15 protein-coding genes are annotated in these 21,908 nt (G+C 46.5%); all 15 read left to right on the top strand.

Annotated elements, in window-relative coordinates; all coding sequences use genetic code 11:
• Positions 1-471: 471 nt before the first annotated feature.
• Positions 472-2,271, top strand: a complete 1,800-nt coding sequence (locus FS628_RS04000) for a sensor histidine kinase (protein WP_145319192.1) — start codon at positions 472-474, stop codon at positions 2,269-2,271.
• Positions 2,246-3,859, top strand: coding sequence for a response regulator transcription factor (locus FS628_RS03995; protein ID WP_186327711.1), 1,614 nt, complete (start codon positions 2,246-2,248; stop codon positions 3,857-3,859). The genes FS628_RS04000 and FS628_RS03995 overlap by 26 nt, the downstream gene beginning before the upstream one ends.
• 185 nt (positions 3,860-4,044) lie before the next feature.
• The gene (locus FS628_RS03990; protein ID WP_145319186.1) at positions 4,045-5,031 is read left to right on the top strand and encodes an ABC transporter permease; all 987 of its coding nucleotides are present in this window, start codon (positions 4,045-4,047) and stop codon (positions 5,029-5,031) included.
• Positions 5,032-5,048: 17 nt separating this feature from the next.
• Complete coding sequence (locus FS628_RS03985) at positions 5,049-5,957, top strand: carbohydrate ABC transporter permease (RefSeq protein ID WP_076330510.1); 909 nt, start codon at positions 5,049-5,051, stop codon at positions 5,955-5,957.
• Between the two features lie 132 nt (positions 5,958-6,089).
• Positions 6,090-7,619 (top strand): ABC transporter substrate-binding protein, encoded by a 1,530-nt coding sequence (locus FS628_RS03980; RefSeq protein ID WP_145319183.1) that lies wholly within the window; start codon positions 6,090-6,092, stop codon positions 7,617-7,619.
• A 127-nt stretch (positions 7,620-7,746) separates the two neighbouring features.
• Positions 7,747-8,445 (top strand): hypothetical protein, encoded by a 699-nt coding sequence (locus FS628_RS03975; RefSeq protein ID WP_145319180.1) that lies wholly within the window; start codon positions 7,747-7,749, stop codon positions 8,443-8,445.
• 298 nt (positions 8,446-8,743) lie between these two features.
• Entirely contained in the window at positions 8,744-10,498 is a 1,755-nt protein-coding gene (locus tag FS628_RS03970; protein WP_145319177.1) for a sensor histidine kinase, read from the top strand.
• 72 nt (positions 10,499-10,570) lie between these two features.
• Positions 10,571-12,199, top strand: coding sequence for a response regulator (locus FS628_RS03965; protein ID WP_145319174.1), 1,629 nt, complete (start codon positions 10,571-10,573; stop codon positions 12,197-12,199).
• Positions 12,200-12,322: 123 nt separating this feature from the next.
• A complete protein-coding gene (locus FS628_RS03960) occupies positions 12,323-14,008 on the top strand; it encodes an extracellular solute-binding protein (RefSeq protein ID WP_145319171.1) in 1,686 nt (561 codons plus the stop codon).
• A 190-nt stretch (positions 14,009-14,198) separates the two neighbouring features.
• Positions 14,199-15,089: an ABC transporter permease gene (locus tag FS628_RS03955; RefSeq protein WP_145319168.1), complete on the top strand. Its 891-nt coding sequence runs from the start codon at positions 14,199-14,201 to the stop codon at positions 15,087-15,089.
• A gap of 29 nt (positions 15,090-15,118) precedes the next feature.
• A complete protein-coding gene (locus FS628_RS03950) occupies positions 15,119-15,997 on the top strand; it encodes a carbohydrate ABC transporter permease (RefSeq protein ID WP_145319165.1) in 879 nt (292 codons plus the stop codon).
• A 34-nt stretch (positions 15,998-16,031) separates the two neighbouring features.
• Complete coding sequence (locus FS628_RS03945; protein WP_145319162.1) at positions 16,032-17,117, top strand: glycoside hydrolase family 53 protein; 1,086 nt, start codon at positions 16,032-16,034, stop codon at positions 17,115-17,117.
• A gap of 129 nt (positions 17,118-17,246) precedes the next feature.
• Positions 17,247-19,319, top strand: coding sequence for a beta-galactosidase (locus tag FS628_RS03940; RefSeq protein WP_145319159.1), 2,073 nt, complete (start codon positions 17,247-17,249; stop codon positions 19,317-19,319).
• A gap of 210 nt (positions 19,320-19,529) precedes the next feature.
• The gene (locus tag FS628_RS03935) at positions 19,530-20,969 is read left to right on the top strand and encodes an NAD-dependent malic enzyme (RefSeq protein WP_145319156.1); all 1,440 of its coding nucleotides are present in this window, start codon (positions 19,530-19,532) and stop codon (positions 20,967-20,969) included.
• Between the two features lie 55 nt (positions 20,970-21,024).
• Positions 21,025-21,696 carry an HD domain-containing protein gene (locus FS628_RS03930; protein ID WP_440131262.1) on the top strand — a complete coding sequence of 224 codons (672 nt, stop codon included), beginning with the start codon at positions 21,025-21,027 and terminating at the stop codon, positions 21,694-21,696.
• Positions 21,697-21,908: the final 212 nt, after the last annotated feature.

Genomic DNA, 21,908 nt, shown 5'->3' with positions numbered 1-21,908 from the left:
TCGGGTGTTCGTGGAGTCCCAGGGCTTGCCGCAGCATTTATTTTAGGGAGAGGCTTCTGAACTATAAATGAAGGATTTTTTTTACAACTGGAGAATTTATTACAACAGAAGTATGATATCCGAAATTGGAGCGGATGGAAGTCACCAGAAGTGATGGATGTAAGTCACGAGACCGCATAGACAATGGCAAGCAGGGGTGACTACAATAAACTAAACATGCCATCATAAGGAAGAAATTAGAAAAAAGTACGCTATGTTGAACTAAAAAGTGTGTGTTCAAAAAGTATGGTTTTCAGTACCGAGAAGATGGAATGAAGATAGAAATGGAGTAGCGGAGCGTAGTGGAAACTACGTGAGCAACGGACATTTCGGCTGAATTTCATATTCGATGCTGATGATGCCGCTAGGCATGATTCGTAATCAAAAACGGACTTTTTAAACTACCTCTAAAAGGGCGGGAATCCTTAATCCATGAATGTGATCCGTTCACTTCGTTTTAAATTTATTGTGGGTCTTACACTGATCATGCTGCCATTATTCATGCTGCTCTATTACAACAACGTCTACGCCATGAAAGTCGTACGTGACAAGGTATCTCTCACCAATATGAATCATCTCGCGAAGAGTGTAGAGCAGAATGAACGTATATTGCAGGAGACGAATCGGTATCTATACAGTCTGGGCGAGCGGGACCCGGATATTATCTCTCTGTTTTTTCTGGAATACGGCAGTGGCGATTATATCATTGCGAAGCAACGCATTATGAATAAATTCATGACAGATATTGGTTTCTATAATCTGATCGATTCTTTTTTTCTATATGATGCAGTGAATGATGATCTGCTGCTCGCCACTTCGGGCAATTATGATGTCAAGAAGTCGGTTGTGCAGGAGAGTATGCCGGTCCAGATGCAGCAATTGGAAGGGGATATCCAGAAGCCCGAATGGAGTATCGTGCGTGGGGGGACGTGGAATGCGCTGGTGAAAACGGTGCGAATCAATCAGCAGTTCTATGCGGGTGCGCTTGTTGATATGAATTCGCTAAATCACACACAGCAGTTCACAGAATCCGGTGACAGGGCAGGTGCAGTCATTGTTGGAACAGACGGTGGGGCATTATCGGATTCCACATTGAATGCTGCACAGATTCAGCTTGCTGCAGCTCATCTTCCCGGTCTGAAGAATCCGTATCAGGTGATCTCTGAAGTCGTGAACAAGGGAGAAGCACGTCAATATTTGATGTTGGGGATGGCCTCGGCCATGTCTGAGATGAATTATATTGTGCTGCTGCCTGAGGAAGACATGATGCGTAACCTCCCGTTCTTCCAGCAGATCATTCGTCTGCTTCCCATTGGTGCGGCAGTAATTCTCGTTACTGCACTGATCTTTTTGCGTCATCTGTTATTCCGCCCGATGAACTCACTGATCCGAGGCATGAGAAGGGTAAGCCGCGGAGATCTCGATGTGAAGCTGGAGCCGCCCTCTTCCTCGGAACTTGAATTCATGACACGCAGTTTCAATCAGATGACCAGTGAGATCCGGCATCTGAAGATTGATGTGTATGAGGAACAGTTGCGGACGCGAGAGGCGGAGTTCAAACAACTGCAGATGCAAATCAATCCTCACTTTTACCTGAATTCACTCAATATTATTCATAGTCTGGCTTCCTTGCAAAAGCATGAGCTGGTGCAGCAGATGGCTGGCCATCTGGCCGATTATTTCAGATTCAGCCTGCGTGCAGGCAAACGTGTTATTCGTCTGGATGAAGAGCTGGAGCACATTCGTCATTATTTGGAGATTCAAAAGTTGAGGTTTCCAAGCCGATTGGATTTTGAACTGGATATCGAGCCGGATCTGGGACAGTATGTGATCCCCCCTTTAACGATTCAGCCCTTTGTGGAGAATGCCATTATTCACGGATTTCAGCGCCGGACTCAAGCCTTTGTCATTCGGATCGTGGCGTGCCATGGGAAGAAGTTATCGGGCCAAGTCGATGAGAACGTGCTTCAGCTTATGATTGTGGATAATGGTGTCGGATTTGATGAGGAACTGCTGGAGCGTCTGCAGCAGGGACAATACGCTGAAGACCCGGGTGGACAGCATATCGGGATATGGAACGTAGCTCACCGGCTGCTAGTGAAATATGGTGATCAAGCCAGTTTGCAGTTCAGAAATGAGGCGGATAACGGCGCCGCAGTCATCATTGATTTACCTGCTCAGACCGAAGAGGAAGAAGGGGGAGCCCATGCGGAACCTGTTGATCGTGGATGATGAAGTATATGCATTACAAGCGATGGTGGAAGGCGTTGACTGGCGCGCAGCTGGCATTGATCAGGTATTCAGTGCTTGTGATGCTGAAGAAGCAAGAAAGGTCCTGAAGGCAAGTGCTATCGATATCATGATCTGTGATATTGAGATGCCTGGTGAAACAGGGCTTGACCTGCAGAGCTGGGTATTGAAGCATGATCCAGGCATGTTGACCATTTTCCTGACGGGCCATGCTTTGTTTGATTATGCTCAGACCGCAATTAAGCTCAACAGCTTTGATTATGTATTGAAGCCGGCTCCGGCGGATCAATTGATCAAGGTGGTAACCCAAGCGGTAGAGAAGATCAAGGATGGAGAGCAGCGTACCCGTACCAACGAAGTTTATGAGACCGTATACAAACGGTGGAAAACCCACAAACCACTCCTGACAGAACGTTTCTGGAAAGATGCCATCTCTCAACGTATCACGTTAACCAAACAACGACTGCAGGAACTTGCAGAATTGTATGGTGCCGAGATTGATCCGCAGGCACGTGTACTACCAATTGTGATATCGGTAGAGGAATGGGTGCGAGAATTTGATTTGCGTGACGAAGAGGTATTGGAGTATGCCCTTCGTAATGCAGCGAGAGAAATGCTGCTGGGCGACAAGCCGGGTGAGGTGTTTCAGGATCATAGTGGACTGAACATTGTGCTTGCTTACGAGCAAGACGGCATCGTACCGAGTGCGAGCGAAGTGGCACAACGTTGTCAGGGGTATATTCGGGAATGTGGTACGTATTTTTACTGTCGTCTATCCTGTTATGTTGGGGTCCCGGTTGCTGTAACGGAGCTGCAAGGCATGTTAAATGAACTCATGGATATGGAGCGGCGCAATATTAAGGAGCTTGAAGAAGTCTTTGTCTACGATGAGCAGGGGAGAGATCAGGAAGATCGCTTTCTGCCTATTCCTTGGTTTTCTGAATTATCCATACTGTTTGAGACGGGTAAAGTTGGGGATTTGCGCGAGCGTGTGGATGAGATTTTCGAGTTACTCGCTGCTCAGGAGGGATTGTCGCCTGAAATGCTGCGTCTCTACTATCATGCGATGCTGCATGTGGTCTATCCGTTGCTTCATCAGAAAAATGTGTCCATACGCACTCTGTATCCAGGTGAACGGGAGCCGGAAGAAAGTGTGGTGACAAGGTCGTTGCCGCAATTGAAGCAGTGGACATCTGATCTGATTGATCGTGTTATCCCGGTGTTGTACCCGGACGATCACAGCCCCATGACCATTGTGGATCAGTTGTGCGTTTATATTGAAACTCATATTGGCGAAGAGCTCATGCGAGAGGAACTTGCAGCATTTGCCGGGTTCAATCCAGCCTACCTGTCCCGTTTGTTTCGGAAGGAGAAGGGGATGTCCTTGTCCGAGTTTATCCTGCAAGGCAGAGTAGCCAAAGCGAAGACATTGCTGTCCCAGTCCACCGTCAAGGTGACGGATATCGCTGGCAAAGTGGGGTACTACAATTACTCGCATTTCACCAAAATGTTCAAAAAGTGCACAGGTATTACGCCGCAGGAGTTCCGCAAACAGTCACGTACAGTATAGCTTAGGACGCAGCATGCTGCGTCTTTTGTTTTTGTTTTTTTTGTCACTAAAGTCATAATTTGATAAGTCAACAGGTCACCACAGCAGATAGAGGTCTCACTCGCCTCGCCGTATACTTGAACCACAGGAGACGCACGGAGCTTCATCCTGAGGAAGAATTCAAGAGGAGTGAGGGAGAACAAGTTATGAAGACACAACCCCAGGCGGGTAAGGGAGTACGGATATCGGAAATATCGGGAGGAACAGTTCCAAAACGCAAGTCTGTGTGGCACAATCTTGGCAAATTCAAGGTGCTGTATCTCATGTTCTTGCCAGGGGTCCTGTTTCTGCTGGTGAATAACTATATGCCGATGTTCGGCGTTCTGATCGCATTCAAAAATGTAAACTATGCTGATGGTATTTGGGGGAGTCCATGGAGTGGTTGGGACAATTTTAAATATTTGTTCTCCACCAGTGATGCATGGGAAATTACCCGGAATACACTTGCATACAACACCGTGTTTATTGCACTCAATCTCTTTGTGGGTGTCGGGCTTGCTATTCTGCTTAATGAAGTGAAGAACAAGGCGATGTCCAAGTTGTATCAATCGCTCATGTTATTGCCGTATTTCTTATCCATGATTGTGGTCAGTTACCTGGTGCTTGCTTTCCTGGGCAAGGATTCAGGCTTCATGAACTCCACCATTCTACAGATGTTCGGCGGTCAGCCGATCGACTGGTATTCCGAGCCGAAGTATTGGCCGTATATCTTGCCACTGGTGAACACCTGGAAGAATATCGGATATTATGCCGTCATCTATCTGGCAGCTGTCGTGGGTATCGATGAAGAATATTATGAAGCTGCTGTGCTTGATGGAGCAACCAAATGGCACCAGATACGCTTCATCACGGTTCCCTTTCTCGTTCCGTTGATCGTCATTATGACGTTATTGCAAATAGGCCGTATATTCTATGCAGACTTCAGCCTGTTCTACCAGGTTCCACTGGAATCAGGAGCGCTGTTCCCTGTAACGAATGTACTGGATACCTATGTATATCGAACGTTCCTTATCGGTGGAGACATCGGGATGTCATCCGCAGCAGGTCTGTATCAGGCGATTGTCGGATTCGTACTGGTTCTTGTATCCAATACCATCGTAAGGCGTATGGACAAAGATAATGCATTATTTTGAGAGGAGGCAAGTCAGCTGTGAAATCACGTGATCCACTAGCCGTATCGAAGCGTTCCGCATCTGTTATTCATGCGATGTTTCTATTCTATGCCATTGCCTGTATCGTGCCGATCCTGCTTGTCTTCGCCATCTCATTCTCGGACGAGACAACAGTTATTGCAAATGGGTATAAGCTTATTCCAGAGAAGTTCAGCCTAACGGCCTATGAGTTCCTGTTCAGGGATATGGACCAGATCCTTCATTCATACGGGATATCCTTTATCGTTACCGTTGTAGGTACCATTACAAGTGTAGCATTGACTGCACTGTATGCGTACCCGCTCTCACGGAGAGATTTGCCTTATCGTGGGTGGTTCGCCTTTTTCATCTTCTTCACAATGTTGTTCAATGGGGGACTGGTACCTTGGTACCTGGTCTACGTCAACGTATTGGATCTGAAAAACTCCATACTGGCACTCATCATGCCGCTACTGCTATCTCCATTCTTTGTACTGGTCATGCGTACATTCTTCGCGAACTCCATCCCGGTATCCATTCTGGAATCGGCCCGGATTGATGGTGCAGGAGAGTTGAGAACGTTTACACGTATTGTGCTCCCACTCTCCCTTCCGGTAATGGCAACCGTGGCGTTGTTCAGTACACTGAATTACTGGAATGACTGGTACCTTAGCATGATTTTTATATCGGATAACCGGACGATCAGCCTTCAGTATCTTATGTACCGGACGCTGCTCGATATTCAATATTTAACAACCAACTCCAATGTCTCTTCACAGATTTCGTCACAGGGTGGATTGCTGAATCTGCCGAACAAAACACTGCAAATGGCGATGGCTGTGGTCGGTATTGGTCCAATTGTACTGGCATATCCATTCTTCCAGCGGTATTTCATCAAAGGTCTTACGGTTGGCGCTGTGAAGGGATAACTCCGGCCGGTTAGCGGAGTGGGCATGGGAAATGAAGATGGACTGAAAGGGCATATATAGAAGTTGCTATGGGTTTTATTGTGAATTGGGGCAATGGGCTGTACGGTTCAACACATGACAGGAGGGGTTCAATTGGTTAGATCATTAAAGGTATGGTCACGCATGATGGCAACGGTGATGACGCTGAGCCTGGTGCTGGCAGCTTGCTCATCAGACAAAGGTGGAACAACAACACCTGGAGCAGAAGGCGGAGGCGCAAGTGAGGGTGGAGGTAAACCCTACGAAGTGACGCTATTCTACCCGGGGACACCTCAGAAGGATGTCGCTCTGGTGGAAGCTGAGATCAACAAGAAGATGGAACCGAAGATCGGGGCCACGCTCAAGATCAATGCTATTGACTGGGGACAGTGGGATAACAAGCTGAATCTCATGATCTCTTCGGGTGAAAAATCAGACATTATCTTCACAGCAGCTTGGCAGAACTACACGGTGAATGTAGCCAAAGGCGCATTCTTGCCACTGAATGATCTGCTTGATGCACATGGTCAAGATATCAAGAAAAACCTGGACCCTGCCTTTCTGGAAGGTTCCCAGGTAGACGGCGTGAACTATGGTGTTCCAACGAATAAGGAACTCGCTGCCACACGTGGCGTGCTGGTACGCAAAGATCTGGCTGACAAGTATAACCTGGATCTGACAGCAGTTAAGACATGGGCTGATCTGGAGCCTCTGCTCAAAACCATTAAGGAAAACGAGCCAGCCATCACACCGTTCTATATGTCCAACACCAATGGTAACGGGTTGCTGGAGAATCTGGATTGGGATTATCTCGGTGATGCTTCCGTACCTGGAGTAATCTCCAAAACAGCAGGTGGAACAACGGTTCTGAACGAAGTGGAGACCCCTGAATTCAAGGAAGCGGCTGAACTCGCTCGCAAGTGGTATCAAGCGGGATATATCAACAGTGATGCTGCTACATCCAATGTGTTCCCGAAAGACCAGGCGAAGGCTGGAAAAGCGTTTCTCTGGACGGATGGCATGAAGCCAGGCAAGGATAAAGAAGAAGAAGGGTATGTGGGTTTCCCACTGACTCAGATTGAGATGACACAGCCGACAATTACGACGGGTGATGCATCTGGAGCGATGCTCGCGATCTCCCGCTCTTCGGAGCAACCGGAGAAAGCAATGCAGGTAATTAACCTGCTGCATTCCGACAAGGAAATTAACAACCTGTTGAACTTCGGAATTGAAGGTACTCATTATGTGAAAAAAGACGGACAGGATAATATCATTGCTCTCCCTGAAGGTGTCGATGCCAACAGTCGTACCTACAATCCAGGTGCACAATGGCAGCTGGGTAACCAGTTCCTGAACTTCCTCTGGGATAATGAAGATCCGCAGAAATGGGAAAAGTTCAAGGAGTTTAACGCCAAAGGTGTGAAGTCACCAGCATTGGGCTTTACGTTCAATAGCCAATCTGTCAAAAATGAAATTGCTGCGGTCAACAACGTGAACAAACAGTTCAAGCCGGGTATGACATCGGGTGCCGTTGATCCGAATGAGATGATCCCAAAATATCTGGAGAAACTGAAAGCAGCGGGCATTGATAAAATTATTGCTGCCAAACAAGAACAGCTCGATGCATTCCTGTCTGGGAAATAATTAAAAGATTGAGGACGTTTTCGGTAAACAACCGAAGGCGTTCTTTTTTTGTTCTATTTTGATATGGATTGTTAATCATAATTAGGAAAAATATGATATAATCAGGTGGTTGATTGGGGGTGTTCGTGTGTCGAGAACCAGACTTGTGTTCTCCGTGGCTTTATTGCTATTTGCTATCATCTTTACATTTAACCACCATCTTGGTTTTTCTGTTGGAGATACAATGCTGTCAGCAATAGGTATATCACCGTATACTACATCCTATTTAAGTGGTGTACATATCACACTTTTCCTGGGAATGGGGTTCTTCGCCTGTGGCTTCTATCTTACACGCAAAGAAATTGTAAAAGGGTCCCCCGGTCTTGCAAAAGGGTTATGGATCGTAGTTCTCGCTATCGTTCTTAGTTATTCGTCCATGACGGATAAATTCATGTATGTAGCCAAGTGGGGAGCAAGCGGCATTGACGGCATATCCTATGTTCAAAACAAAAGTTCTTGTACATTTAACGTTCTTATGACGGGCGAGACCCGAGCAACCTGTGATCTAACACTCAAAAATTACGGCAGAGAGCCCGTAGCAGCGGTGCTATTGCCTGATCTCGGCCGCAGTTACAAGCTTAAGGACGACCCGTTACTTGAGGCTTTGAAGTCTGTCCAATTAAGGCCAGCATACATTGAGCTTGAACGCCATGGAACGTTTGTGGGCACGTTGGAGTTTTACGGGAAAGCGGAATCTCCTCTGCATGTCAGTGGAAAACTTGGTGATATTGTGCTCGATGTAGGCGTGGATGGAGCGAACACGGTGTTTGATTACGATATTCCATAGTTGATATTTGAATAGAAGAAACAGAACGATTACATAAAAAGAAGTAGATTAAGATTTGATATTAATAGAAAGACAAAAACATATACGGATCAGACAGGGGCTGGCTAAATGCTGGCTCTTTTTGTTCGTGGAAGTTGCAATTAGTGCAGAAATATTGGTTTTATCACCTTCCCCCTAGAATTGGTAACGCTTACGCTTAGATAATGAATCGGTTTGTCTCAAAAAAAATAGTTTGTCTTTACCGCTTACATCATTACAATTAATGTCACGACAAATTAAGACAAGGTGAGATGAAAAGATGTCATATCGGACAAACCTGTTTTCCAAAATGGTCATTCTAATTCTGATTATGCTAGTTCCAGTTGTGCTCCTGTACTGGTACTCTAATCACAAAACGACAGCCGTTCTCAGAGATGAGTTGAATCGATCGAATAGCAATCAGCTTGAATTTTTCCAAAATCAGGTGAACACACACATTGAGTTGTTGTCCTCATGGCCGAATCTGCTCATACATGATCCTGATATTGCCAGCTTCCGGCGAATCTATGCGAACAGTAAATATTTTGACCTCGATGCCATTAATTTGGTTAAGCGTATTCAAAATAAGCTGAGTATTCAGGAAAGTTCATCCAATTGGGCCACAAAGTTATATCTGTACTCTCCTTCGCTCGGCAGAGTGGTTTCCGAAAGGGACGCCCGTTCTTACGATAAGCAAACGCTAAGGGAGAATATAATTTCCGGCTGGGATGTACGCAAAATCCAGGATGGGGAAGATAATCGGTTCATGTTTAGCTGGATTACAGTATCTCCATATGGTATTAAAGACCCAGCGGATAATGCGGAAACGATTATTAAACTGGAGTTTGATAGTGATAATATTCGAGACATGCTCGACAAATTCAAGGACGATGGCAGGCATGACCCCTTCTATTTCCGTGAAGATTCGGGGGTCATCTATAACCGGACTTCGGATCGTTCCCTAACGAATCAGTTGATGGAAGAACTGTCCATGCATAATCTACAGGACGTCGATAATCGCACCGTTGTCATTGGGAATGAACCTTACATGGTTAATACGGTCAAATCCAGTACGACAGGCTGGTATCTGGTAGACTATATGCCTTTATCCGATATTTTGAAGCCCATTCATCAATCGAATATGCTGTTCTATTCATCCATGATTTGTTTGTTATTGATGAGTTTTGGTGTAGCGTACTTGTTATATGTTCAGGTGCAGGTGCCTGTGAAACAACTCATTCGAGGCTTCCAGCGATTGAAGCAAGAAGATTATTCAGTAAGGATTAAGCCAAAGGGCCGCAATGAATTCAGTTTTCTGTCCGAACGTTTCAACTTGATGGTGGAGCAGATCCAGCAGTTGTTTGAACATGTATATCTGGAACAGATCCATGTGCGTGAAGCCCGGTTGAAGCAGCTGCAATCACAGATTAACCCGCACTTCTTCTATAATTGTTTCTCCTTCATTACGAGCATGGCGAAGCTGAAGCGCATGGACGCTGTTGTAGCGATGTCGCATAACCTATCGCGATATTATCGGTATACGACAAGGCAGGAACGGGATTTGGTACCGTTGACAGAGGAAATTGAATTCGTCAGCTGTTATCTGGAGATCCAACGGATGCGTATGGATCGTATTCATTACAAGCTTGATCTGTCCGATGAGATGCTGAGACAGGAAGTGCCGCCGTTGATTGTGCAGCCACTGGTGGAGAATGCGGTGATTCACGGGATTGAAGCGGATGCGGAAGCCGGAGAAATAAGAGTAACCGGGGAGAAACGTGGCGACGTGATGGTTCTTGTGGTAGAAGATGATGGACAAGGCATGACACAAGAGGCGCGTGAGGCGCTCCTGAATAAACTCAGAGGAACGATGGATCAGGAGATGGGGTGTGGCCTGTGGAATGTGAACCAGAGACTTCAACTCCGATATGGGGATCAGGCAGGAATCGATATAACTGAATCGGAACTTGGTGGATTACGCGTTACGCTGTCGTGGCCAGCCGAGCAAGAGCTACTTCTGGAGAACGAAGGATGAGCCTCTGAAGTGTCTATAGCATGATGAATAATGGAATGAACTGCAGAATGAACGAGATAGGGAGTGACTTGCTTGATAGATATACTGCTGGTAGATGATGAAACGTATGTAACAGAAAGTCTTGAATTGACGATACCCTGGGGAGAACTTGGGGTAACGACCGTGCTGCGTGCCGCATCCGGTAAGGAAGCGCTGGAGATTATGGAGGAAAATGCAGTAGACATCGTAGTCACCGATATTCGAATGCCTGGCATGTCGGGACTGGATCTCATTGCAGAGGTAAGCAAACGCTGGTCTCATATCCGCTGTATTTTGCTAACCGGTCACAGTGACTTTGATTATGCCAAGAAAGCCATTCAATTGCAGGCCGCTGATTATATTCTCAAACCTGTAAACGATGATGAGTTCATGGGATCGGTCTCGGCAGCCATTACATCTCTTCGGGATCAATGGGATGAATTCGATAAATATCACCGGCTCTTATACAGTCGGAAGTCTGACTATAAAATTTTACGGGAAAATCTCATGCACGATCTGCTGCTGGGGCGCGAGATCACGGCGCGGGCACTTCGTGAACAATTGGAACAATACGAGATTCACATTAACCCGGAGCAATCCGCTGTGATGATGCTGATTCGTCTCACAGGACGCTTCTCGTCGATGGACCAGCAATCGCTGGATTTGATGGATTTTGCGGTAGGTAATATTGCAGAAGAAGTGCTCGGAGAGCAATTTAACGTGTGGTTTGGTCGTGGGCCGCATGAGTGTCTGGTTATGTTTCTGCAAAATCAGGGACAGGTCGAAGCCCCGCAGATGAACTTGGATACGCTGAGAGTATCCGCTGAAACCTTCCGTGAGCATGTCATTCGGTATTTGCAGGGAGATCTGTCTATGGTGGTTACACCGTCATTTCCCTTTAATGAGTTGACCGTAGCTTATCGAAAAAGTCTGGGCTCACTTGTTCTTTCCGGGCCGGAAGAACACAAGATTATATATATGGACCTGGATAAGGCACTTAGTAAACGCCCGGAGAATGATGCAGTGCAGGCGCTTGAAGAGCTGTACAAACCACCTGTACTTCCGCAATTACTTGAGACCAAGCAATGGGAAGCGGCAGCACGCAAGCTGAACATGGTCTTTGACGCGGCAGAACAGGTACGGTTGTCCAGGGAACATGTGTATGAGATGTATCTGTCTGTAACGAATGCATTCATGTATATCGCCCATAAGCAGGGGCACTTGGTACATGAGATTGATCATGCAGGATTCGATCTGCTCCTTGCTCATCAGTTGATTCAATCACCCGAGAAGCTGCGGCGATGGGCCACTGAGATGCTGTCTAAACTGCAGGAGGAATTGTCGGATCAGGAAGGTGTGCAGAGCCGCAGACATGTGATCAAGCAGGTTCAGGAACTCGTGACAAGAGATACTGGACAGGATCTGTCGGTGAAAATGATTGCAGACAAGGTATATCTGCACCCCGTATATCTATCGAAGATATACAAGGCAGAGACGGGGGAAGGACTTGGCGATTACATGATTCGTATGCGTATGGAGCGTGCTCTGTATTTGCTCAAGAATAGCAACAAAAAAATATACGAGATTACGAGTGAGCTCGGCTATCAAAATCCGCAATATTTCAGCAAAATGTTCAAAAAGCATTATGGCATGACACCCAATGAATTTCGGGATCAGGCATAATTTCAACAACATTCCAGAATATAGGTTGGCAAAGGTGCAGAAATCTTGATTTCGTATCATAGGCTCAAAGGCCTGGTCAGCCTATAATGAAAGGGTAACCAAAACGATTTAAGGGGGAACAACATGAGAGCGCAATCAACAAAAAAGAGATTCTTGACGCTTCTCGCTACAACGCTGTGTCTAACTGTCGTTCTTGCAGGATGTTCAGGAGGCAGTGGGGGCGGAGATAGTGCAACACCAAGTACATCTGGAACTCAAAACGAATACAAAGAAAAGTATGATCCGGAAGTAACCATTACAACGGCATGGGGAATCGATCCTGAGCTGAAGTTTAAAAATGGCGAATCCATGGAAAATAACGTGGCAACCAAGTGGGCCAAGGAAAAATTCGGGATTAATATCAATTCACTATGGTCTGTAACGGATACAAATGGGGCATTTGCAACCAAACTTCGCCTCGCGATGTCTTCTGGTCAAGATATGCCTGATATTGTAACAGTGGGGGACAACTTGCTTGCTCAAGATCTGATTGATTCCGGTATGTATCAGGAAGTTGGTCCGCTGTTCGACAAATATGCTTCAGACACATGGAAAAAAGCGATGGAGCAAGATCCTAACGTATGGAACCAATATAGTCGTGATGGGAAAAGAATGGGTATCCCTGTTCTGGACTATGCATACAACAATGATTACTTGCTCTGGATTCGCCAGGATTGGCTGGATAAGCTGAAGCTGGAAGCTCCAAAAACAATTGATGAGCTTGAAACCGTAATGGATGCATTCAAAAACCAAAACCCGGATGGATTGTCTCCGGATAAGGTCATCCCGCTCAGCATTGGTTTCAAAACATCCATGAATACATGGATGGGAGACCCATCCTGGATCTTCGGGGCATACGGAACATTGCCGTTCCAATGGAATGTGGGAGCAGATGGTAAGCTGGAGTATGGCTCCATTAATCCAGGGATGAAACAAGGACTTGGTAAATTAAGTGAATGGTTGACCAAAGGCTACATTCCACAGGAAGCAGCTCTATGGGATGAGAACAAAACAGCAGAACCTGCAGTTGCAGGAACAGCAGGTATTATCCCGGGTCCTTACTGGATGAGCGGATGGCCATTAACTGACACGGTGAAGAACGCACCTAGTGCAGTATGGAAACCAATTGAGATTCCAACTGGCCCTGAAGGTAAGGCGATGCGTCATGGAACACAATTTGTAAATGGTGTTACGTTGATCAAGGCAGATATGGAACACCCGGAAGCCTTCTTTACGTATCAGAACTACCTGTTCGACAATTATGCTGATCCAGCACCAGGTAGTCCTTATGACAACGGTTTATTTGATGGATATGACTACCAATTGGACGCAAATGGAAAACAGAAAAAACCAGACGAAATTGATGGTGGATATGTCAATGTTGTGCGTTATCTGTTAGTTCGTGATGGTGCGCGTATCCCTGATGCACAGATGAAAGCCCTGCTTAGTCTAGCTGATGGTAAAGAGCCTGAAAGCAAGCTGGAAAAAGATGTAGCCGTAAACTATGGGCCAGAAACACCTGCAGCAGCGAAAGTGTTACTGAGCCAAGAAGAAATTTCCTTCAAAAACATGTTCACAGGTCCAACAACACAGACGATGAAATCCAAACTGGACTATCTGAACAAAATTGAGAATCAAGCATTTAACGAAATTATCTATGGCAAAAACCCGATTGATGCATTTGATACCTTTGTTCAAACGTGGAAATCCGGTGGCGGTGATCAGATCACACAAGAGGTCAACGAGTGGTATGACAGTGTGAAAAAATAGTTTTAAGCAGCGCCCAGACGATCGTCGTCTGGGCGCTTTTTTTGGTTTATTCAAGCTGAAGCAAAGTGGTTGATTTTGTGCCATTTATATTGCTTTTATGTGCTGTTTGGACCCCGTAAAAGGTTGATATAATCGCATTATAAGCCACTCAGGGAGTACTTGAGTAGGAAGAAATACAGGGGGAGCAATCATGAGAACTTTGAAACGCAATTGGCCATTCCACGTTATGCTTTTGCCAGCCATTATCTTTCTGATTATCTTCAGTTATGTGCCTATGGGCGGGATCATTATGGCATTTCAGAATTACAAGCCATGGCTTGGGATTAGCGGCTCTGAATGGGTCGGGCTGGACAACTTTAGATATTTGTTTGAACGTGAAGACAGCTTACAGGTTATCTGGAACACACTAATTATTGCTGTACTTAAACTGATTTTTAACTTATTTGTTCCATTTGTTTTTGCCATTCTGTTGAATGAGATTCGCAAGATGGCGATACAACGAACCATTCAGACACTTGTCTATTTACCTCACTTCTTGTCCTGGGTCATTCTGGGCGGGATTTTGATAGATCTTCTGTCAACCGGAGGGTTGGTGAACCGGGTTCTGGGGACCTTCGGACTGGGACCTTACTTCTTCCTAGGAGATAACAGTTACTTCCGTTCTACGGTCATTCTGACAGATGTGTGGAAGGAATTTGGCTATAACATGATTGTCTTTCTGGCTGCACTTGCCGGAATTAATCCAGCGTTGTACGAAGCAGCCGAAATTGACGGAGCAGGACGTTGGAAACAGACACTGCACATTACGATTCCATCGCTTGTGCCGATGCTGATGGTTGTAGGAACACTGGCACTTGGTAACGTACTGAATGCCGGATTTGACCAGATTTTCAACCTGTACAACCCGCTCGTATATCAAACGGGAGACATCATTGATACATTCGTATATCGTTCTGCGATGCAAAATGGTGAGATGGGCTTCGCAACAGCGATTGGATTGTTCAAATCAGTCATTAGTATGATCTTGATTCTCGTATCTTACAGCTTAGCCAAAAAATACGCTGGATACCGCATATTCTAATCGAATGAACAGAGAAAGAAGGGACCACGATGTATCATAAATCATTGCCTTATCGCGTGTTTAATATAGTCAATACCTGCTTTCTGATTTTGATCGCCATCATGTGTATCATACCGATGGTTCACGTACTGGCTGTATCCTTTAGTACGAAGGCTGCGGCCGATGCCAATCTGGTCAATCTCTGGCCAGTAGGCTTTTCACTTGAGGCCTACAAAAAGACGATGAATAATCCGATTTTCTTGAACTCACTCTGGATTTCACTGTTACGTACAGTGATTGGTACAGCGATCACCTTGCTGATTACATTCCTGGCAGCGTATCCGTTGTCCAAAGAAAATAGTGAGTTCAAAGGCAGAACGATCTACTCCTGGATTTTCGTATTCAGCATGATTTTCAATGGAGGATTGGTTCCATTCTATATGGTTATCCAGAAGATCGGGTTGATGGACTCCTTCTGGGTACTGGTGCTCCCAGGGGCAGTGAATACATTCCTTGTCATCCTGATGCTGAACTTCTTCCGGGGTATTCCAAAAGAGCTGGAGGAAGCTGCGCTGATGGATGGAGCTAACCATTTCAGAACGCTGTTCAGTATCTTCCTACCGATCTCCTTGCCGTCGATTGCAACCATTGCATTGTTCAGCATGGTGTTTCACTGGAATTCCTGGTTTGATGGATTGCTCTATATGAATAATGCCAAGGATTATCCACTTGCTACCTTTATGCAAACGGTCATTATTGGACGTGACATGAGTAGCATGAGCATGAATCCAAAAGAAATGGAATCTCTATCTCAAACGACGGTTAGAGCAGCTCAGATCTTCATCGGAAGTGCTCCAATCTTGATCGTATATCCTTTCCTGCAACGTTTCTTTGTCAAAGGTATGACGTTGGGCTCAGTTAAAGGCTGAGCCTGTATCACTAATTCAAATGGAGGCTGATACAGTGAGTAACTTGGGAGAAAAGACATTCGTTCTGGGAATGGATGTATCATTTATGGATGAGATCGAACAACATGGTGGGACATACAGCGATGTGGACAGCAAGGATCAAGACTTGCTGTCCATCCTGAAGCTCAATGATGCTAACGCGATTCGGCTGCGGATCTGGAATGATCCTGTAGGTGGGTTCTGCAATCTGGAGCGGACGGTGGCGGTAGCCAAACGGATCAAGGAACAGGGTCTGCAGTTTTTGCTTGATTTCCATTATTCTGATCGGTGGGCCGATCCAGCCAATCAGTGGAAACCAAAGGCGTGGGAGAATCTCTCCTATGAGGAACTTCAACGTGCGGTTTGTACGTATACTGCCGATGTTCTGAGAACGTTGAAGGAACATGATGCTCTTCCAGACATGGTGCAGGTCGGAAACGAGATTACACCAGGCATGTTATGGAATGAAGGACGTGTCGGTGGAGAAGAACATGACACGGATGAACAGTGGGAGCGTTTTGCAGGTCTTGTGAAGTACGGAGTTGCTGCGGTCAAATCCGTTGACGCGGATATTCAGATTATGATACATATTGATCGTGGTGGAGATAACGCCGAGAGCCGCAAGTTTTACGATCGCTTTGAAGCACTGGGTGTGGAGTTCGATATCATTGGGCTCTCGTATTATCCTTGGTGGCATGGCACACTCGATGCCTTACGTGACAATCTGCATGATCTGGCTGAGCGTTATGGCAAACCCATCAATGTGGTTGAAACCGCTTATCCGTGGACGCTGGAACAGCCGGAAGGTATGGAATGGATTTTGAATCAGGAAGAATTGTTGTTGCCAGGATACCCTGCAAGTGTAGAGGGACAGACCAACTATCTGAAGGATCTGTTGCAGATTATCCGTGATGTTCCTGGTGGTTTGGGTCATGGATTCTATTATTGGGAACCTGCCTGGATACCAAGTAAGGAAGAATGGTCTGTGGGACATCCGAATAACTGGGGTAACCTCACGATGTTTGATTTTAAAGGTCGTAAGTTGGAATCGTTTACAGCGCTCGCTGCTGTAGAAGAATCAGATGCAGAGACATATGTGTAATAACTCACAAGTTCGCAAGTTGCATCTGACGTAAGACATAAAGAATGCCAGATGATACCAGGTCATATAAGCCGTGAATATTGTTGTATCAAATTAAAATTGTAATTCAAAAGCAAGGGAGTTGTCCTTATGACATACAAATATCCACCTGTAAGTTCCAAAGCCCCGCACATGTTGCATGGCGCAGATTATAACCCGGAGCAGTGGCTCCGCTATCCTGAAATCTTGGAAGAGGATATTCGCTTGATGAAGCTTGCCAAGTGTAACGTGATGTCCATTGGTATCTTCTCTTGGGTATCGCTTGAGCCGGAAGAAGGCGTATATACATTCGAATGGCTGGATCAGGTGTTGGATCGTTTTGCAGCTAATGGCATCTATGCATTCCTGGCTACACCAAGTGGTGCGAGACCAGCATGGATGTCTGCCAAGTACCCAGAAGTACTCCGTGTCTCTGAGAAACGTGTCCGTAATCTCCACGGTTTCCGTCATAATCATTGTTATACTTCCCCGGTATACCGTGAGAAGGTTACTGCGATCAATACGAAACTGGCAGAACGTTATTCGGTTCATCCAGCTATCATCGGCTGGCATATCTCCAACGAGTTCGGTGGAGACTGTCATTGTGATTACTGTCAGGAAGCGTTCCGTGGCTGGGTTCAGAAAAAGTATAAGACACTCGATGAACTGAATCATTCGTGGTGGACCACATTCTGGAGTCACACGGTTACAGACTGGAGTCAAGTCGAGTCGCCAGCTCCACACGGTGAGACACAAGTACATGCAATGAATCTGGATTGGCGTCGTTTCGTTACGGATCAGACAGCTGATTTTATCGTGCACGAAACGAAACCGTTGAAAGCTCAGAATCCAGATCTGCCAGTGACAACGAACCTGATGGAATTCTATGGTGGTCTGAACTACTGGAAGTTCGCTGATATCCTGGATTTCCTGTCTTGGGACAGTTATCCGACTTGGCATGATGCCGATGATGATGCAAAACAGGCATCCCGGATCGCAATGATGCATGACATCGTTCGTTCCATCAAAGGTGGGCAACCGTTTCTGCTGATGGAAAGCACGCCAAGTTCAACCAACTGGCAAGAGGTTAGCAAGCTGAAAAAACCTGGCATGCATCTGCTCTCTTCTCTCCAGGCTGTAGCACACGGTTCAGATAGTGTACAGTACTTCCAGTGGAGAAAGAGCCGGGGGTCCAGTGAGAAGCTCCATGGCGCAGTAGTAGACCATGTTGGGACGGAACACACTCGCGTGTTCCAGGATGTGACGGACGTAGGTACGGCTCTTGAAGGCATGGAAGCTATTGTAGGAACAGCGGTTCCAGCAGAAGTTGCGATCATATTCGATTGGGAAAACCGCTGGGCCGTTAATGATTCCCAAGGTCCACGCAATATCGGTGTGAAGTATGAGCAGACGGTGGAAGAGCATTACGAAGCATTTTGGAAAAAGGGAGTTGCTGTAGACGTCATCGATATGGATGCAGATCTGTCCAAGTACAAGTTGCTGATCGCTCCAATGCTTTATCTGGTGCGTGAAGGTGTCGGCGAACGCATCGAGAAGTTTGTGGAGCAAGGCGGTACGTTTGTAGCGACCTACTGGTCTGGAATTGTCGACGAAAATGATCTGTGCTTCCTGGGTGGATTCCCGGGCCCACTGCGCAAGACGCTTGGCATCTGGTCCGAGGAAATTGACGGATTACATGATCGTGACCTGAACGGAATCATTCCTGAGAAGGGCAATGAGCTTCAGCTCAATACAACGTATGATGCCATTGAACTGTGTGATCTGATCCATCTGGAAGGCGCGAAGTCTCTGGCTACGTACCGTTCCGACTTTTATGCCGGACGTCCGGCATTGACAGTTAATCAACTGGGATCAGGAAAAGCATATTACGTGGCGACACGTCTGAAAGCACCATTCTATGATGATTTCTATGCTCAGCTAATTGCTGACCTGAACATTGAACGTGGACTTGAGACAGAGCTGCCTGCGGGAACCACGGCACATACGCGTACAGATGGTACGGCTGATTATGTGTTTGTACAGAACTACACACCAGATGAGAAGTTGGTTGAATTAGATGCACAGTCCTATACGGATCTGCTCAGTGGTGATGCTGTGGAAGCCAGTCTCAGCTTGCAACCATATGACATTCGTGTTCTGCGTAGAGCAGTTGATCGGAAATAATATCCATTCTATACGTTACGAATAAACGGAATTAGTATTAACCAAAAGATCGCCCTGAGCGCCTGTTAAAGGTGTTCGGGGTGTCTTTTTTATTTTATGTAATTGCTGTAGAACGACTTTTTCTGGACAAGATAAAGGATAAACGTGTCCGCGCAGCGAAGACAAACAGGTAACTTGTAACTCAAGACTTACAGTCTGGGAGGAATTGGAATGAATCAGAGAAATCTGGACGGCAACAGCATTATTATTCGGCTGGAAATGACAACAAAAGATATCAAGTTTGGCGAAGTGGCTTCGGCCATCTCGGAAGCTGGTGGAGACATCATTGCCATTGACGTCATTTCGACCAATCAGGATGTCAGTGTGCGCGACTTGACCGTCGCGGTAACAGATGCACAGGATAACAGCAAAATTATAGAAGGTGTGCGCCAACTCAAAGGTGTATCCATCATTAACGTATCGGATCGCACGTTCCTGCTGCATTTGGGCGGCAAGATCGAAGTGACCCCAAAGACCCCGATTCAGAATCGGGAAGACCTGTCGCGTGTGTACACTCCGGATGTAGCCCGGGTATGTTCAGCGATTGTGGAAGAACCGGGGAAAGCATTCTCGCTGACAATCAAGCGGAACACAGTAGCCGTGGTATCCGATGGCAGTGCGGTGCTTGGACTGGGCAACATTGGTCCCCGTGCAGCGATGCCGGTCATGGAAGGTAAAGCGATGTTATTCAAACAGTTTGCAGGCGTGGACGCCTTCCCCATCTGTCTGGACACACAGGATACCGAGGAAATCATTCGTACTGTGAAAGCGATATCACCTGGTTTTGGCGGTATAAATCTGGAGGATATTTCATCACCACGTTGTTTCGAAATTGAACGTCGTCTGAACGAGGAACTTGATATTCCAGTATTTCATGATGATCAGCATGGTACAGCGGTTGTGTTGTATGCCGGTCTGATCAATGCGCTGAAACTGGTAGGCAAGTCCATTCGTGATGTGAAGATCGTGGTCTGCGGTATTGGAGCAGCAGGTGTAGCTTGCAGCAACATATTATTGTCTGCGGGTGCCAGTCGACTTATTGGTGTTGATCGTGAGGGTGCGATTGTACGGACACAAACCTATGAGAATGAAGTCTGGAGTGACTATGCAGCCCGTACCAACCCGGAACTGGAAACGGGTTCGCTGCGTGAAGTCATTCGTGGAGCCGATGTGTTCATTGGCTTGTCACGAGGCAATCTGTTAACTCGTGAAGACGTGCAGACCATGGCCGAAGAACCAATCGTTTTTGCGATGGCTAACCCTGTACCTGAGATTATGCCTGCCTTGGTGGAAGACATTGTGGCCGTTATGGCGACAGGGCGATCCGATTATCCGAATCAGATCAACAACGTGTTATGTTTCCCGGGCATGTTCAGAGCAGTTCTGGATTGCCGTGCTACTGAAATTAATGAAGAAATGAAATTGGCGGCCGCTCAAGCCATTGCTTCGGCCATTACGGACGAAGAGCGTACACGCTATTACATTATTCCGAGTGTGTTCAATGATAAAGTCGTCAAATCGATGCGCAATCGCGTGATTGAAGCAGCTGTTAAGACAGGTGTGGCGCGGCGTATACCGCGTGAACAGGCCCGCGAAAGCGGGGAATCGTAGGATGCAAGAGAACCCTCTTCAACCATCCAGTGCGAGCGTGCAAGGATCAGGACACATGCAAAATGTGGACGGAACAACGGAAGGTGAGGCTGTTCTGCGAGCTGCCCGATCTTTTGTTCTAGGGGACTCATCCAAGCATACGGATGGTCATGACTGGCCGCACATCGAAAGGGTCACTGCACTTGCAGTGGAACTCGCTCACCGAATGGGGGCAGATCCATTTATCTGTGAACTGGCTGCCTTATTACATGATGTTCCGGATGAGAAGCTGAATGAAAGCTTGGAAGCCGGGATGGCGAAACTGAATGACTGGCTGGATACCCAGCCGCTTGATTCGGATATACGTGAAGCGGTTGTGGGTATTATTAGCAGCATCTCGTATGCGGGGGGCCAGCGTCCTGCGGTCAGTTCGCTTGAAGCACAGGTTGTACAAGATGCGGATCGTCTGGATGCATTGGGTGCGATTGGGATCGCGCGTACCTTTGCCTTTTCAGGAGCGAGAGGGCGCGAGATGTACGATCCGTCCCTTCCCCCACGGGAGCAGATGACCCGTGAGGAGTATCGCAATGGGCGCAGCACAACGATAAACCACTTTTACGAAAAACTGTTCAAGCTCAAGGATCTGATGAATACGTCCTATGGCAAGGAACTGGCGGAGCAGCGTCATGAATATATGGTTCAGTTCGTGGAGCAGTTCAAAAGAGAATGGGAGGGTACGGATCGGTAGGCAGGCAGGCATGATCAGCATGCTGATTACACAGAATGATGATAAGTAACAGAGGCGAATCTTTGAAGTGGCGAACATCCATTTTGAAGATTTGCTTCTTTTTGGGTTAATAATGTGTATTAACATACATAAATGAATCAATACTCTATTTTTGATGATTTATGAAATGGAATAAAATAAGGTTTGCATAGCTTTTTGTTGCGCTCTCTCGC

Origin of the sequence: Paenibacillus xylanexedens (assembly GCF_007676705.1) — a bacterium.
In the GTDB taxonomy this organism is placed as follows: Bacteria; Bacillota; Bacilli; order Paenibacillales; family Paenibacillaceae; genus Paenibacillus; species Paenibacillus xylanexedens_C.
The sequence above is the reverse complement of the archived record's forward strand: the minus strand, read 5'-3'. Positions and strand labels throughout refer to the sequence as shown.